15 protein-coding genes are annotated in these 14,735 nt (G+C 43.5%); 13 read left to right on the top strand and 2 right to left on the bottom strand.

Annotated elements, in window-relative coordinates:
* The first annotated feature begins 5 nt into the window (after positions 1–5).
* The 7 genes from RTS10_RS06395 to RTS10_RS06365 all read left to right on the top strand — a co-directional run bounded on the left by RTS10_RS06395 (position 6) and on the right by RTS10_RS06365 (position 6,442).
* On the top strand, positions 6–410 hold the full coding sequence (locus RTS10_RS06395) for a DUF596 domain-containing protein (protein ID WP_083106467.1): 405 nt from the start codon (positions 6–8) through the stop codon (positions 408–410).
* A gap of 164 nt (positions 411–574) precedes the next feature.
* Positions 575–829, top strand: a complete 255-nt coding sequence (locus tag RTS10_RS06390; protein ID WP_312539669.1) for a hypothetical protein — start codon at positions 575–577, stop codon at positions 827–829.
* Positions 830–998: 169 nt separating this feature from the next.
* A complete protein-coding gene (locus tag RTS10_RS06385) occupies positions 999–1,172 on the top strand; it encodes a hypothetical protein (protein WP_312539667.1) in 174 nt (57 codons plus the stop codon).
* A 148-nt stretch (positions 1,173–1,320) separates the two neighbouring features.
* Positions 1,321–2,241, top strand: coding sequence for a TatD family hydrolase (locus RTS10_RS06380; protein WP_312539666.1), 921 nt, complete (start codon positions 1,321–1,323; stop codon positions 2,239–2,241).
* A gap of 8 nt (positions 2,242–2,249) precedes the next feature.
* Positions 2,250–3,050, top strand: coding sequence for a tRNA threonylcarbamoyladenosine dehydratase (locus tag RTS10_RS06375; protein ID WP_227522669.1), 801 nt, complete (start codon positions 2,250–2,252; stop codon positions 3,048–3,050).
* Positions 3,051–3,095: 45 nt separating this feature from the next.
* Entirely contained in the window at positions 3,096–4,763 is a 1,668-nt protein-coding gene (locus RTS10_RS06370) for a GAF domain-containing hybrid sensor histidine kinase/response regulator (RefSeq protein WP_312539665.1), read from the top strand.
* 170 nt (positions 4,764–4,933) lie between these two features.
* Positions 4,934–6,442 carry a cation:proton antiporter gene (locus RTS10_RS06365; RefSeq protein WP_312539664.1) on the top strand — a complete coding sequence of 503 codons (1,509 nt, stop codon included), beginning with the start codon at positions 4,934–4,936 and terminating at the stop codon, positions 6,440–6,442.
* Between the two features lie 61 nt (positions 6,443–6,503).
* On the opposite strand, the gene RTS10_RS06360 is transcribed toward RTS10_RS06365, so the two are convergent.
* Positions 6,504–7,682, bottom strand: coding sequence for an iron-containing alcohol dehydrogenase (locus RTS10_RS06360; RefSeq protein ID WP_050325430.1), 1,179 nt, complete (start codon positions 7,680–7,682; stop codon positions 6,504–6,506).
* Positions 7,683–8,076: 394 nt separating this feature from the next.
* Here RTS10_RS06360 and nemA point away from each other — a divergent pair, with 394 nt between their 5' ends.
* Positions 8,077–9,201 (top strand): N-ethylmaleimide reductase, encoded by a 1,125-nt coding sequence (gene nemA, locus RTS10_RS06355; protein ID WP_312539663.1) that lies wholly within the window; start codon positions 8,077–8,079, stop codon positions 9,199–9,201.
* 208 nt (positions 9,202–9,409) lie between these two features.
* Positions 9,410–9,781 carry a hypothetical protein gene (locus tag RTS10_RS06350; protein WP_312114662.1) on the top strand — a complete coding sequence of 124 codons (372 nt, stop codon included), beginning with the start codon at positions 9,410–9,412 and terminating at the stop codon, positions 9,779–9,781.
* 19 nt (positions 9,782–9,800) lie between these two features.
* Here the strand turns inward: RTS10_RS06350 and RTS10_RS06345 are convergent, their stop codons facing one another.
* A complete protein-coding gene (locus RTS10_RS06345) occupies positions 9,801–10,712 on the bottom strand; it encodes a LysO family transporter (RefSeq protein WP_007115786.1) in 912 nt (303 codons plus the stop codon).
* Positions 10,713–10,986: 274 nt separating this feature from the next.
* Here RTS10_RS06345 and RTS10_RS06340 point away from each other — a divergent pair, with 274 nt between their 5' ends.
* The 4 genes from RTS10_RS06340 to RTS10_RS06325 all read left to right on the top strand — a co-directional run bounded on the left by RTS10_RS06340 (position 10,987) and on the right by RTS10_RS06325 (position 14,577).
* Positions 10,987–12,060 (top strand): DUF475 domain-containing protein, encoded by a 1,074-nt coding sequence (locus RTS10_RS06340; RefSeq protein WP_312539662.1) that lies wholly within the window; start codon positions 10,987–10,989, stop codon positions 12,058–12,060.
* A 329-nt stretch (positions 12,061–12,389) separates the two neighbouring features.
* A complete protein-coding gene (locus tag RTS10_RS06335) occupies positions 12,390–12,965 on the top strand; it encodes a TerD family protein (protein ID WP_312522357.1) in 576 nt (191 codons plus the stop codon).
* A 159-nt stretch (positions 12,966–13,124) separates the two neighbouring features.
* On the top strand, positions 13,125–13,877 hold the full coding sequence (locus tag RTS10_RS06330) for a TIGR00266 family protein (protein WP_309575017.1): 753 nt from the start codon (positions 13,125–13,127) through the stop codon (positions 13,875–13,877).
* 91 nt (positions 13,878–13,968) lie between these two features.
* Positions 13,969–14,577, top strand: coding sequence for a TerD family protein (locus tag RTS10_RS06325; protein ID WP_007115781.1), 609 nt, complete (start codon positions 13,969–13,971; stop codon positions 14,575–14,577).
* Positions 14,578–14,735 lie beyond the last annotated feature (158 nt).

Below are 14,735 nucleotides of genomic sequence, written 5' to 3'. Positions count from 1 at the left end.
TTTTTATGTGCGAGTTGAATTCAGCTAAGTATAAACAAGCTCTGAATTTTTTTGCAAATGACGTTAAGGGATTAACATCCCATAATGTTTGGCAAAGTATTGTGGATAATGAATATTTATCTGAGTTTGGGGATACGCACGATTTCGAATTTAAGAAAAAATTTTTTTTTGACTTTATACGCTATGCTCTTGAAAATGGTTATTTTAAACTTGGCAAAAATGACTGTTTCTTAACGGGTTCGATTGATGAGCAACTTAAGTTATGGGAAACCGCTTTTCCCAGTCATGAAAAAGCTTTATTAACAGACGATGGCTTGTTTTATATTTGGTTTTTTCTTGAAGAATGTCCTGCGGGATTTGTTTGGCTATTTCCGCAAGATGATGGGTCAATATATGAGCATTGGACATGAATTTATCTATTTACCAAACCGTAACTAAACTATGGCAAAATATAAAGATTCTTAACTCAACTACTTTAGTAAAATTCTTTATAATTTGTTAAACTATAGGCATTAGCTTAGTTTAGCAACTACTATATTTTTTTGAATAATCGACAATAACAAGTGAGGATACTATGCAATTTCCTAATGGTGTAAACAAATCAAACCTTATTAAACTTGGCGTACTTGGTGCCGCTTATTATATGTTAAAAGGTCGTAACAAAACCCAGCCAACTATTGAAAACAAGGCTGGTAGCCAAGCAAATAACCCCGTACCTGCTGATAATGACAATGGCGCTGCAGATTCAACTGCCACTAAGCCTAATAAAACTACCGCATTTACCGTCGGTAAAGAGCTAGCTGCAAAAGTATTGGGTAAAAAATTCTAAAACTTATCGAATACTTATCAAATTACGTTATCATATAACAGCTATATCCATAACGGTATTTGAAAACAGCCCATTAGTCCACCATTAAACGGGTATCGACTGATGGGTTTTTTTATGGCAATACTGTTAAAAGCTAAGGTTTAAAAACTAAGGCAGGGAAAGGAAAGGTATGAGCATATCGAGGGTGATTAAACTAGGGGTTGCTGCGACAGCTTTATTGTTGCTACCTAGACGTAGTAGTCCACGGGCTGATAAAGTAGCCGATTACCGTAAAAGTCTATCCGCTAAAAATACAGTTGAGACGCCTATCAATAAAAATACTGAGCAGGATAACCATAACTAAAACAATGGCTAAAACTTTTATGTAAAGCTATGGGCAGATAACAAATAAAGGATAAATAGATGACGTGCGTGGGCTGCACCGCAATTGACGGTGCCTTACAGCGAGCTAAACGGCAATGTCAAACCACAGTATTTGAAATGATATGACTATGATAAATGATCCGACTTGCTCGTTTGATTTGCCATTACCATTACCATTAATTGATACGCATACCCATTTTGATGTGGATAGCTTCGATCATGACCGTGAAATCCAATCCCAATTGGCATGGGATAATGGCGTTCATCATCTGGTTTTGATAGGCTTTTTAGCAAAGTATTTTGCACAAATGTTGGCGTGCCAACAGCAAATGCAAGGTTATGGGCAGCAAGGCAAAGCCACACCTTTGGCGCATTTAGCTTTTGGGTTGCATCCTTTTTATATCACTGAGCATAAAGACAGCGATTTGCAGCGGCTAGAGCAGTTTATTCAGCAATATTCTCCCATTGCGATTGGGGAAATCGGGCTTGATACTTTTACTGCGCCGATGAAAACTGCGGAGAATTACGCTAGGCAGCAAGATTTTTTTGTTCAGCAACTTGAATTGGCAAAACAATACCAACTGCCGGCGCTGCTACATATTCGCCGCGCGCATGGCGATGTGATTAAAATGTTAAAATCACAAAAATTTACCCAAGGCGGCATTGCCCATAGCTTTAGTGGCGGTATCCAAGAAGCCAAAGCGCTGGTCAATCTGGGCTTTAAAATCGGCATCACTGGGCAAGTGACCAATCCGAATGCCAAAAAACTGCGCCATACCCTTACAGAACTTGTCAAAACCGTTGGGCTTGATGCTATTGTGATTGAGACGGACTGCCCAGACTTTACGCCGCTGCCCTGTCATGGGACGCACGGTAGGCGCAATGTACCTGCCAATCTGCCGTACGTGTTGACAGCATTATCAGACTTATTAAGAAAAGATCAATCACGGCTCGCCGAACAGTTGTGGCAAAATAGCTGCGCTGCACTACAAGTCAGCTGGGATTATCCTATCCCAAACAAATTGAATATAAACCCTGACCAAGATTAAGATAAACCATGACAATGACAGCCGAAATGACGCCTGATATGACATTAACTGATGCCCAATACGAACGCCGTTTTACGGGTACCCAAAAACTGTATGGTGCCGCGCAATTTAGTAAGTTTGAGAATCTGCATGCGTATGTGGTAGGCGTGGGCGGTGTGGGCTCATGGGCAGCTGAGGGACTGGCTCGTACAGGTGTGGGCGAGATGACATTAATTGACATGGATGTGCTAGTAGCTTCCAATGTCAATCGACAATTACCCGCTACCGATAGCAATTTTGGTAAAAGCAAAATTGAAGCCATGGCAGCACGTATCAAAGAAATTAATCCGCATATCAAATTACATTTGATTGACGATTTTTTGAGCCAAGACAACGTACAATTGTTAATACCTAATCGTGCTTTGCAATCACAGCTTAAACAGTCAGGTAAACAGCTTGTGGTGTTAGATTGTGTCGATGATATGAATGCCAAGCTTGCGCTTGCGTTGCATTGCCGATTTAATAAATTAAAGTTAATTATGGCGGGCGGGGCAGGTGGCAAGACGGATCCGACCCAAATTCAGGTGGCAGATCTTAAGGATACTTATCAAGATCCGCTACTGGCTAAAGTCAGACAGCGACTTCGTCAAGATTATGGCATCAATCGTGCGATGAAAGAAAAGTTCGGTATTCGTTGTGTGTTTTCATCACAGCCACCGATTGTTGATAAGTCTTGTCAAGCAGGTGGTTTGCATTGTGGCGGCTATGGATCGGCCGTTGCAGTGACCTCAGTGGTGGGGATGATGTTGGTGGCTGAAGCGTTAAAATAACCTCAGCGTTTAATTTTTATCACGTAGTAGGACGGTGTTAATGAGATGATATCATATCCTATAGCAAGCAATGAAAAACAGCGTCTAGCGGTATTGGATGAGTACCATATTATCCAAACAAATACAGAAGCCGAATTTGAGCGTATTAGCGCATTGGCTAAGGCGTTTTTTGGTACTAAGATTGTCGCTATTACTTTTTTGGATGCTGATATCCAGTTTTTTAAGTCAAGAATTGGTCTAAAAGAACCTTCAACCAGCCGTGATGTTGCTTTTTGCAATTACACTATTACACAAAATGACACCTTTGTCACGCTCGATACTCACCAAGATACGCGATTTAAAAACAATCCTTTAGTCACCGGTTACCCTTATATTCGGTTTTATGCTGGCGCACCCATCGTAGTTCACGATAGTCAAGGTAGGGAATTTGCTTTGGGCGCCCTATGTGTGATTGACGACCAGCCGCATCAAGATTTTGATGCCAATCAACAACGCGTGTTAGCAGATTTGGCGGCGATGGTGAGTGATACCTTAAAATTACGTCAGCAGCGTTACCAAGCTGAACGCGCCGATGAGGTAAAGACCGCATTTTTGGCCAATATGAGCCATGAAATTCGCACGCCGATGAATGGTATCATGGGTATGCTTGAATTACTTGAGCAGACACCGCTTGATAAGCAGCAGCAACACTATATCAAATCGATTAAATCGTCCAATGAGCATCTGCTTACCATCGTCAACGACATTTTGGATTTATCCAAAGTAGAATCAGGTAAGATACGTTTTGAGAGTATCCCCGTTGATTTAGCCCAGCTATGCCAAGACGTGTATCAATGCTTTTTAGCCACTGCGCAAGAAAACAGCGTGGAACTCGTACTCGACTACCCTGACAACTTGCCCAAATATGTCAACACCGATCCTGTGCGCCTGCGACAGATTTTAATCAATCTAGTCAATAACGCCATCAAATTTACCCCAAAACAGGGTAAAGTGACCATTCAAGCCATGAAGGGCTGTGATAAGCACCAAATCAAATTCAATGTGATTGATACAGGTGTTGGTATCAAGCCTAAATCATTGGCAGTGATTTTTGATGCGTATAATCAAGCTGATAAGTTTACTCATCGTGTATATGGTGGTACAGGGCTAGGGCTATCTGTGTGCAAAGCGTTGGCAGAAGGGATGGGTGGTACGATTAAGGTAACCAGTGAAAAAAATAAAGGCGCAACCTTTACCCTAACTTTACCAATGATAGCAACCGATGAAATCAGCTATCAGCAGTGGCACCAACGTCATGATGAAACCGCAATACAACCGCGAGAACATCTACCTGCCCATATTCTACTAGCAGAAGACAATGAGCTAAATGCCATGGTCGCGGTCAAAAGCCTAAAAAAATATGGCTATGAAGTCACCCGAGCCAAAGATGGGCTTGAAGCCGTCAATTTTTATAAAGCTGACCCTAGCAAATATCACATCATTTTGATGGATCATCAAATGCCCATCATGGATGGGGTGGAAGCCACCAAGATGCTCAAACAATCATTCAATCAGTTGCCGCCTATTATTGCAGTGACGGCACACGCCATGCATGGGGACAAAGAAGTATATCTTAATGCGGGTATGCAAGATTACTGTACCAAGCCCTATAAGCCTGAAGCGCTTGATGTGATGATTCAGCGCTGGCTGCATCATGTCGCCAACACGGTTTAAGAGATATTAATCACAAAATTTGCTTGCATTTGCGCAAACAATTGCTTACGGTAAAACCCTACCACAGTTTGTAGTAGGGTTTTATTTTTGTTGAAGTATTTTTGCTTTGTCACGGCTAAAAATGGCTTTGGCGACAGTGTTTTATAGAATTAAGAGCTAAAAAAACGCCTATGGGAAATTTTATTTTTTTACAAATTTTGGCAGCTGTCTGTGCTTTGTCCATCATTACCACGCTATTTAACAAGCGGATTTTGGACTTTCCACAAGCCATTGGAGTGCCCATTGTGTCGGCGGTACTGGTTTTTATTTTGCAGTGGAGTGCAAGCCTGCTCAATGGCAACGAGTTTATTACCATCAATATCACCAGTATCCAAAATGCGGTGCGTGATATCGATTTTTACGATTTTTTAATCAATGGGGTGATTTGTTTTATTTTGACGTCATCGGCGCTGACATTTAAGGTATCTGATCTGAAAAACTATTGGAAACCGATTGGGATTTTGGCAAGTATCGCATTGGCACTGTGTGCGCTGTTTTTTGCAAGCCTCATGTTTGGATTTCAGTGGCTCACAGGGGCAAATATCCCGTTTGCGGTATTGCTGTTATTGGGCGCGGCACTGGGCGCGACTGACCCGATTGGCATCAAAGGCGTGCTTAGCTCTATCAAAGCGCCGCGCCATTTGATGATTAAGCTAGAAGGCGAATCGCTGTTCAATGATGCGGTGTGTATTGCGCTATTTATGACTATTTTGCATGGTCTGCAAGGCAATGGCTTTAGCATCGTGACCACAGTAGAAGTGTTGTTGTATGAAATCGTGGTCGCAGGGATTATTGGTTGGTTTTTTGGGCAGATGACGCTGCGGATTTTAAGCGGTAAACACGAAATGGAGTCACTGATTTTGACCACGGCATTTTTGGCGTGTGGGTCGTATTTGGTGGCATTGTATGCGCATGCTTCCGCGCCCATTGCTTGTGTGGTCGGGGGCTTGATTGTCGGTAACCGTTGGCACCAGATTTTAGAAGAAGGTGAAATCACCTATGTGAATCACTTTTGGCACGCCATTGAGGGGATTATCAATTCATTTTTGTTCACCCTTATAGGTCTGGAGCTATTTATTTTAGAGCTGAATACCTCGTTGATTTTGGGCGGTGTGGTGGCATTTATTTGTCTGCATTTATCTCGCTTTTTGGCAAATTTTGCGTCATTTAGCCTGTTATCTGATGTCCGAAAAACTAGTTATAACGGCAGTTTGACGATTTTATCGTGGGGCGGGGTACGCGGGGCAATTTCTTTGGCGTTGATTTTATCAGTTTCTAACGTGCCTGAATTGCAGCCCTATAGCAGCTTTTTGGTGGGTTATACCTTTATCGTGGTATTGATGTCGGGCGTGGTATGTGGTCTGGGGCTACCTGCAGTAATGAATGCGTTTTATCATAACCCAAACGAACCCAAAACGGGTTTTGCAGGGTGGTATCAAAGGCTAGTTAAACGCTTTAATCGCAAAGGCTACCAGTATGTGCTCAGCGAGGATGAGCAGGGTAATGAAGTGATTACCCGTTACCAGCCGCCGCCTGTGGTGATTCAAGAGACGCCTAGTAGTGTCGGTATGGCGTTGCCACTGCCAAAAGTGATTGATAAAGATGGGCATGATGAATTGGCCCATCCCAATGGTTTTTAACTGTTGCTACCACAAAAAAAGACCTAGCCAATCGCTAGGTTTTTTTTATAGCATTAGATGATTAGATGGCTGCGCGCAAAATCCGCTCAGACACTGCCAAATCATTGCTACGATGTTCACCAAGTTTGACCATATTATGTTCTTCTAATTGGCTTAAAATTGGCGCGATTGCAGACGCATCAAGGTCGGCATCTGACAATCTCACCGGTAAGCCAAGCTCGCGGAAGAAGTTTTCGGTGTTGACAATCGCTTGTTCGATTTTATCCTCATCGCTACCTTCAGTGATATGCCAAACGTTTTTGGCGTACTGTAGTAACTTGTCTTTTTTGCTATCTTTGAGCTCACGCATCACCCCAGGCAACACAATGGTCAAAGTGCGGGCGTGGTCAATGCCGTGTAGGGACGTGAGTTCATGTCCAATCATATGGGTGGTCCAGTCTTGTGGTACGCCAGTGCCAATGAGACCATTGAGTGCCATTGTCGCTGTCCACATGATGTTCTTACGCGTTTCCATGTCGTTAGGGTTGGCTTTGACGGCACGGCCTTCTTCAATCAAGATTTTGAGCAGACTTTCAGAGAAACTATCTTGGACTTTGGCATTGACTGGGTAAGTCAGATACTGCTCCATCACATGCACAAACGCATCGCCTACACCATTCATCACTTGACGCTCAGGTAGCGTTAAGGTTTTGGCAGGGTCAAGAATCGAAAACTGCGGGAATACTAGCGGATTACCAAAAGGCAATTTGGCATGACGCTCACTATGATTGATAACGCCGCCTGAATTCATCTCTGAACCTGTTGCAGGAATAGTCAATACAGTACCGAGCGGTAGCGCATTTTGAATATCACGGGTATATCCTTTTAATGCTTCCCACGCTTTTTCATGGTCTTTGTCGTCATCTAAGGTGGCAGTCAATGCAACAAATTTGGTGCCATCAAGTACTGAACCACCACCGACAGCGAGCAAAAAATCAATGTTGTTGGCATGTACCATATCGACGGCTTTCATCAAGGTATTAAATTCTGGATTTGGCTCAATGCCGCCAAATTCAAAGATTTCACGCTGTTTACCTTGTAGCGCGGTTTTGACCTCATCGAGTGTGCCGGTTTTTTTGGCAGAGCTGCCGCCATAGGTGATAAGTACACGGGCATTATCAGGGACAAGATTGGCGAGTTCTTTGATTTGACCTTCGCCAAATACGATACGCACAGGGTTGTAATATTGGAAATTATTCATGCCGATCCTTAAGAAATTGTTATTGTTAAAACATTGCCACTTGTAAAAATGCACCATGGCACTTATTAAGTAAACGTTACGCTCAAACACAGCGCTATCATAGAATAAAATAGTGAAAGCAATTGCAATAATTTGTCTAAAACTCGCAAAAGCTTTTTAAAAACAAATGATTTGTAAAACAAATGCTTGCTAAAACGTAGTCTTTGCTCAAGCTTCTAACAGCAGATTAACCTGTGAAAATTACGCTGTGACGAAGTTTGATAGCAACGTATATAAGTCTAAAACCCTTATAAACAAGGATGCTGCAACAATTTTTTTATCAAGTTTGTTATGACTTGAAGCTAGCAGCGTCCAATAACTCAACGAAAGATGAATCAACAATCACGAGGAATGTATGTCTTACTCCGCTCTTTTATCACCGATTAACGTGGGCGCGATGCGCTTGCCAAACCGCGTCTTTATGGCGCCATTGACCCGTCTGCGTAGTGCTGATTTGCCAAATGGAACAAAAAATATTGGTGGCTTGCCAACGCCACTCATGGCAACCTATTATACCCAGCGCGCTAGCAGTGGTTTGATTATCACAGAAGCCACGGATATCTCAGCCGATGCCAAAGGCTACGCAGGTGCGCCCGGTGTTTTTAGTGATGCACAAATTGCAGGCTGGAAAATGATTGCTGATAGCGTACACCAAGCAGGCGGTCATATCGCTATGCAGCTATGGCACACAGGGGTAGTATCGCATTATAGCTTGCGTCCACAAGGTCAGCCGCCTGTATCGGCATCAACCGTGGATTTGGGTGATGCGGTACGCACCTCGTTAAGAGATGACGAAGGCAAAGTATACCGTGTGACTGCCACGCCAGCGCGTGAGATGACCACTGCAGAAATCAAACAAACTGTCGATGATTTTGCCAATGCCGCGCGTAATGCGATTGAAGCGGGCATGGATGTTATTGAAATCCACGGTGCACACGGCTATTTGATTCATCAATTCTTGTATGAGAGCGTTAACCAACGCAGCGATGAATACGGTGGTAGCTTAGAGAACCGTATGCGCTTTTTGAAAGAAATTCTAACTGCAGTTACTAGCGCGATTGGCAGTGACAAAGTGGGTATCCGTATCTCGCCACTGGGTCAATTCAATGGTGTGGATGCCGGTAGTGAAGACGATGCGTTAGCAATCATCAAACTGATCGATAGCTTTAACCTAGCCTATTTACATATCTCCGAGCCAGACTGGGCAGGTGGAAAACCCTTTACCGCAGAATTCCGTCGCCAAATTCGTGATGCTTATCACGGCGTGCTTATCGGTGCTGGTGGCTATACCGCAGAAAAAGCAGACACGCTGATTCGTGATGGGTTGATTGATGCGGTCGCTTTTGGTCGCAGTTATATCGCAAATCCAGATTTGGTTGAGCGTTTTCAGCAAAATGCGCCGCTTAATAAAGCGAACTCAGCCACTTTTTATGGTGGCGATCAAGAAGGCTATACCGATTATCCTGCGTTAGCCCAATAATCGTACTAGCGAAAATAATCGTATTAGCGAATACGAAGACCCCGATCGTGTGATGACATGAGCGGGGTTTTTTATGGTGAGTGAAAAACAAACAAATTTTTTTACTGAACTTATCATGAAAGTGACTAGAAAATCTGCTAATAATAATCAAGCGGTAATAGGAAATTGTCATATCAAAAAATAGTCAAACAAAGACAAGGAGAACGAAATGAAAACACGTTTTACAGCCCCCTTATTTGGCGCAGCTATAGCCATGCTATCGGTAGCGGTAACCACCCAAACTGCCACTGCCGCGACAGCTACCAAAATTATTTTCCCAAAGGGTAGTTACTGCGCCAGTTATTCAGGCAATTTTAGCAAAAGTAAAACCTACAGTCTGTATCTGCTAAAAAACCAAGATTTTGAAGTCAAAGCCGCCAATATGGAAGACGGTATCCACATCAGAGATGCACGGGGTGTGCTGCGAGGTCAATGGATTGACGACAATACCTATCGTATTCATACGCGCACCAAAGGTCTGCATTATGTGACAGTACGCAGTCCATATGGCGACCAACAAGTTGAGTTTTGCGCATATTAATTTAATAAGGATTGTGCTATTAGCCAAAACTTGAAAATACCACCATTAACACCGGTGAGATGATATTGACCAAAAATCCAAAGCTCATGGCAAGCGGTACCACTTCATTTCCCCCTGAGCTTTGGATGACCGGCAAGGTAAAATCCATGGTGGTCACCCCGCCCAAACCCACCGCCGTGGTTGGGTATTTGCGAATCAGCATAGGGATAAACAGTAGCGCCGTGAACTCACGTAACAAATCATTGAGCAATGCCACACTTCCCCAAACGGCGCCATACGCATCAGTCATGATAATTCCCGACAACGAATACCAGCCGTAGCCAGAAGATAGCGCTAAGCCTTGGGTAAAGGTCACATCAGGCATTATCAGTGCATACACTAAACCACCGACTGCCACACTGAGACAAAAAATCACACAGGCTTGTACGCCGCGTTTATTGACCAATACCTGCCGCAACGTCATCCCCGAATGCGACAACTGAAAACCCACCAACAAAATCAGCAAAATCAACAAGCCCTTGATGATGCCATCAATCGGCAAATCCGTTATTGGCAATAATTTGCCTAGTACAAAACCCAATACCACACAGCCCAACTGAACGAGACTTCCGGTGATGCTAAAACCTGCTTGGCTATGCTCATGGGGGAGGGCACGTTGCCAAGGATGCAGCCTGTCAAATATCAGCAAACTGATAAAACCTGCCCCTAGGGTACAAATCGCCAATATCGCCACATTGGTGCCAATAAACCCAATCTGCGCCCATAAGTCAGGAATCTGCGACAACGAAAGACCAATAAAGGTTAAAATCACAAACACCAAGTTGGTCAGTAGCTTGTCTACCAGCGGCATGAATCGTTGCGGTAATGGCAGCAAAAACCCGACCACCAAGGGGGTAAGAATCAGAACAAGGGTGATAAAGTTTTCTAACATACCGCGACGCTTCCAAACAGGGTTTAAACACAGGCTAATCGCAATATTTTGCAGTCAGCGCTTGGTTTAAAAAATTAAAAGTCGCTATTGTACCCATAAATGCATCAAGTTGGCGAATATTTGCCATAATGCATGGTTTAAGCATGCAATCAATTGTTTGGTAACACATTTGTAGTATGATTGAACAAATAGTTGTGTAAGATAGGCACATCCAATCATCTTACGCGTTAGATGACTTTATTAGCCGTTAATTTTTTCAATTTGTAGGATTGTTATGAGACATTTTTATTTTGATATTGTCTTTACCACGATTGCATTGGCAATTGCAGCGTGGTGGGGTTTTTCACATGGTGGCGTTAGCACTATGATGTCGGCGCTGTTTGTCACGCTGATTTTGGCAGTGATGGAGATTTCACTGTCGTTTGATAATGCGGTGGTCAATGCCTCGGTACTCAAAACCTGGGATAAGTTTTGGAAAATGATTTTCTTGACTGTGGGTATGCTCATCGCGGTATTTGGTATGCGTCTGGTATTTCCGATTGTCATCGTCGCGGTGACTGCGGATATGGGCATGATGGATGTCATCAACATGGCACTCAACAACCCGAAAGAATACTCGGCAAAGCTCATTGAGCACCATGCTGAGATTGCCGCATTTGGTGGTATGTTCTTGTTGCTCGTCTTTTTAAACTTCATCTTTGATGAAAAAGAAGTGATGTGGTTTGAATGGCTTGAGCGTAAATTGGCACGATTTGGCAAAGTCGATGCCATGAGCGTGTTTGTGGCATTGGCGTTATTGATGATAGCACTGTTTTGGGTAGATCCAGCGCGTAAAGCCGCGGTATTGACTGCAGGTGTGTTTGGTATTTTGATTTATCTAGCAACCAATGTGTTATCAAGCCTTTTAGAAGGCGCGGACGATGATGATGAATCAACCCCCGATGTGATTGAAGGCAAAGAAGTCGCTGGCGCGATTGCCAAAGGCGGTATCGCAGGTTTCTTGTATCTAGAAGTACTCGATGCGTCGTTTAGTTTTGATGGGGTGATTGGTGCGTTTGCCATTACCAATGACGTGATTATCATCATGCTCGGTTTGGCAATTGGTGCGATGTTTGTGCGATCCATGACCATTTTCTTGGTAGAAAAAGGCACGCTTGATGAGTTTGTTTATCTAGAGCATGGCGCGCATTATGCGATTGGCGCGTTGGCGGTCATCATGCTATTGGCAACTGTGCATATCGAAGTGCCAGAAATCGTGACGGGTTTGATTGGGATTGCCTTTATCGTATGGGCAGTGATTAACTCTATCAGTTACCGTAAACGCGAAGCAGCCTTGGCGAAACACTAAAAGACGCTAAAAGACAGGGGCTCATGCCTAACCGTAGCGGTATGTAGGATGTTGACTTGAGCTTAATATCCCTTAAGCTTTTGACACATAAATATAACAGCTTAATGTAGCCGAATGGTGGACAAATTCTACCACCAAAGGTATAGTTAAAACGTGAGTTTCGGCTCACGTTTTGTTTTTTTAGGCGATTTTTTACGGTGTTTGAGTCTTTTATTCTGGGCGCGCTTTTGTTCTAGGCACTTGTAGTCTGAGCTTGAAAGGCGCAGCGCATGACAACGGACATCGATTTTCTTATTTGATTTCAAAAATTTATTACAAAGGATAAAACAATGGCAATTAGCTTAACCAAAGGTGGTAATGTTAATTTATCAAAGGAAGCACCGAATTTAACCAACATGGCCGTTGGTCTTGGCTGGAACCCACGTGCCACTGACGGGCAAGCCTTTGACTTAGACGCGGTCGCGTTTTTGGTCAATGAATCGGGTAAAGTACGAACAGATGCAGATTTTATTTTCTTTAACAACCTAAAATCATCCGATGGCTCAGTAGAGCATACGGGTGATAACCGCACCGGTGAAGGCGATGGCGATGATGAAGTCATCAAAGTAGATTTGTCTAAAGTCCCAGCTGATGTAAGCAAAGTGGTATTTTGTGCGGTGATTTATGAGGGTCAAGCGCGTAACCAAAACTTTGGTCAAGTAGCAAACGCTTATATTCGCATCGTGAATACCCAAGGCGGCACCGAAGTGGCTCGTTATGATTTGTCAGAAGACAGCAGCACCGAGACGGCGATGATTTTCGGTGAACTTTATAAGAACAATGGCGAGTGGAAATTCCGCGCGGTTGGACAAGGTTTTGCTGGCGGTTTAGGGCCATTGGCTGCGTCATATGGCGTTGCTGTTTAGTTTTTTGGCTAAAATTTTTTAACATTTTTTTAACAATGGGGTGGCATCGGCTTGCCCCTTTTTTTCAGCCTGAGCGCTTTTTTCAGCCTAAGGACTTTTTCAAACTTAGCTACTTTTATTATCATTTTTGCCAGTTATTTTATAAGGATACATTAACCTATGGCAGCGACGTTTAGTATGATTGGGACGATTGAGCCATTTTTGCATTGTAATCTCAAAAAAGGCGATTCGATTTATTGCGAATCCAATGCCATGGTCATGATGGAGTCAAATCTTGAGCTTAAAGGTCAGATGCGTGGCGGCATCATGCAAGCTTTGATGCGCCGATTTGCCAATGACGAGTCGATTTTTCAACAGCAAATTGAAGCGGTCAATGGTGAGGGTGACTGCTTACTTGCGCCCACACTTGATGGTGATATGCAAATTTTAGACGTCGGTGCCAATCAGTATACGCTCAGTGACGGTGCCTTTGTGGCAGCGACCAATGGCGTTGATTTGCGTGCCAATATACAGCGCAATTTAGGCGGCGCTATATTTGGCGATACGGGGGGCTTTATGGTCATGCAAACGCAAGGCCAAGGTCAGCTCGTGGTATCTGGGTTTGGTTCTTTGTTTGAGATTGATGTCACGCCTGATAAAGATGTGATTATTGATAATGGTCACGTGGTATGCTGGGATAGCCGACTGCAATATAGCCTGTCAATGGCGACCAGCCAGAAAAAAGGCTTTTTGGGCAATATCATCAATTCAGTCACGAGTGGCGAAGGCATGGTACTAAAGTTCTCAGGTCAGGGCAAAGTAGTGATTTGCTCGCGCAACCGTGATACTTACCAAGGCTGGATTCAAAGTTTACTGGGGTCAAACTCAGGCGGACGCGGTGGCAATGAAGGTATTTTGGGCGGTTTGTTATAATCAATTTGTGCTAAACCGTTATTAACCTCTTAAAACATAGCTTAAAACATAGCTAGATAGAATAGTAAAAACATAAAATAAGGAAACCAACATGGCAGTGAATTTATCGAAAGGTCAAAAAATCTCGTTAGAAAAAGAAGCAGGTGGCGCACTCAGTCAAATCAAAATGGGTCTGGGTTGGGATGTCGGTGCTGCGCCGCAAAAATCAGGTGGATTTTTGGGTGGCTTGTTCGGTGGTGGTGGCAGCGCAGGCGGCAGCATTGACTTGGATGCGTCGTGTATCATGCTTGATGCCAACAAACAAATGGTGGATGCGATTTGGTTTGGACAATTGCAGTCAAAAGACAGTAGCATACAACACACAGGCGATAATCGCACTGGTGCTGGTGATGGCGATGACGAAGTGATTAATGTTAATTTATCTCGTATCCCTGACCATGTGCAAGCCTTGGTTTTTACTGTCAATAGCTTTACGGGTCAAACTTTTGCCACGGTCAATAATGCGTTTTGTCGTTTGGTGAATGCTAGTAATAACAGTGAAGTTGCCCGTTATGATTTGTCAGCCCAAGGCAGTCATACAGCGCTGATTTTGGCAAAAATTTATCGTCATAACGGTGAGTGGAAAATGCATGCCATTGGTGAAACCGCGTCAGGTCGTACCTTTCATGATTTGATGCCTGCGATTTTACCGCACGTGTAACTGCGCTTTTTGATGTTAAGCAATAATGCGCAGCCATAAAGAAAGCCCTGTGATACGCAGGGTTTTTTATTTTGACAGCTATTTTTGATAAGTTTGTGTGGATTTTGCGTTGGTGGGTTTTGCATACGGTGTGGGTTTGCTAAAATAGCGGCGATTTA

Source organism: Moraxella sp. CTOTU47616 (assembly GCF_032017465.1).
Lineage (GTDB): Bacteria > Pseudomonadota > Gammaproteobacteria > Pseudomonadales > Moraxellaceae > Faucicola > Faucicola tetraodonis.
Note: the sequence above shows the minus strand (reverse complement) of the source record. Positions and strands in the feature narration are given on the sequence as shown.

What these genes read in the sequence shown, in the direction of transcription:
- RTS10_RS06395 (WP_083106467.1), top strand. Translation starts at nt 6, where the DNA reads ATGTGCGAGTTGAATTCAGCTAAGTATAAACAAGCTCTGAATTTTTTT.
- RTS10_RS06390 (WP_312539669.1), top strand. Translation starts at nt 575, where the DNA reads ATGCAATTTCCTAATGGTGTAAACAAATCAAACCTTATTAAACTTGGC.
- RTS10_RS06385 (WP_312539667.1), top strand. Translation starts at nt 999, where the DNA reads ATGAGCATATCGAGGGTGATTAAACTAGGGGTTGCTGCGACAGCTTTA.
- RTS10_RS06380 (WP_312539666.1), top strand. Translation starts at nt 1,321, where the DNA reads ATGATAAATGATCCGACTTGCTCGTTTGATTTGCCATTACCATTACCA.
- RTS10_RS06375 (WP_227522669.1), top strand. Translation starts at nt 2,250, where the DNA reads ATGACAATGACAGCCGAAATGACGCCTGATATGACATTAACTGATGCC.
- RTS10_RS06370 (WP_312539665.1), top strand. Translation starts at nt 3,096, where the DNA reads ATGATATCATATCCTATAGCAAGCAATGAAAAACAGCGTCTAGCGGTA.
- RTS10_RS06365 (WP_312539664.1), top strand. Translation starts at nt 4,934, where the DNA reads ATGGGAAATTTTATTTTTTTACAAATTTTGGCAGCTGTCTGTGCTTTG.
- RTS10_RS06360 (WP_050325430.1), bottom strand. Translation starts at nt 7,682, where the DNA reads ATGAATAATTTCCAATATTACAACCCTGTGCGTATCGTATTTGGCGAA.
- nemA (WP_312539663.1), top strand. Translation starts at nt 8,077, where the DNA reads ATGTCTTACTCCGCTCTTTTATCACCGATTAACGTGGGCGCGATGCGC.
- RTS10_RS06350 (WP_312114662.1), top strand. Translation starts at nt 9,410, where the DNA reads ATGAAAACACGTTTTACAGCCCCCTTATTTGGCGCAGCTATAGCCATG.
- RTS10_RS06345 (WP_007115786.1), bottom strand. Translation starts at nt 10,712, where the DNA reads ATGTTAGAAAACTTTATCACCCTTGTTCTGATTCTTACCCCCTTGGTG.
- RTS10_RS06340 (WP_312539662.1), top strand. Translation starts at nt 10,987, where the DNA reads ATGAGACATTTTTATTTTGATATTGTCTTTACCACGATTGCATTGGCA.
- RTS10_RS06335 (WP_312522357.1), top strand. Translation starts at nt 12,390, where the DNA reads ATGGCAATTAGCTTAACCAAAGGTGGTAATGTTAATTTATCAAAGGAA.
- RTS10_RS06330 (WP_309575017.1), top strand. Translation starts at nt 13,125, where the DNA reads ATGGCAGCGACGTTTAGTATGATTGGGACGATTGAGCCATTTTTGCAT.
- RTS10_RS06325 (WP_007115781.1), top strand. Translation starts at nt 13,969, where the DNA reads ATGGCAGTGAATTTATCGAAAGGTCAAAAAATCTCGTTAGAAAAAGAA.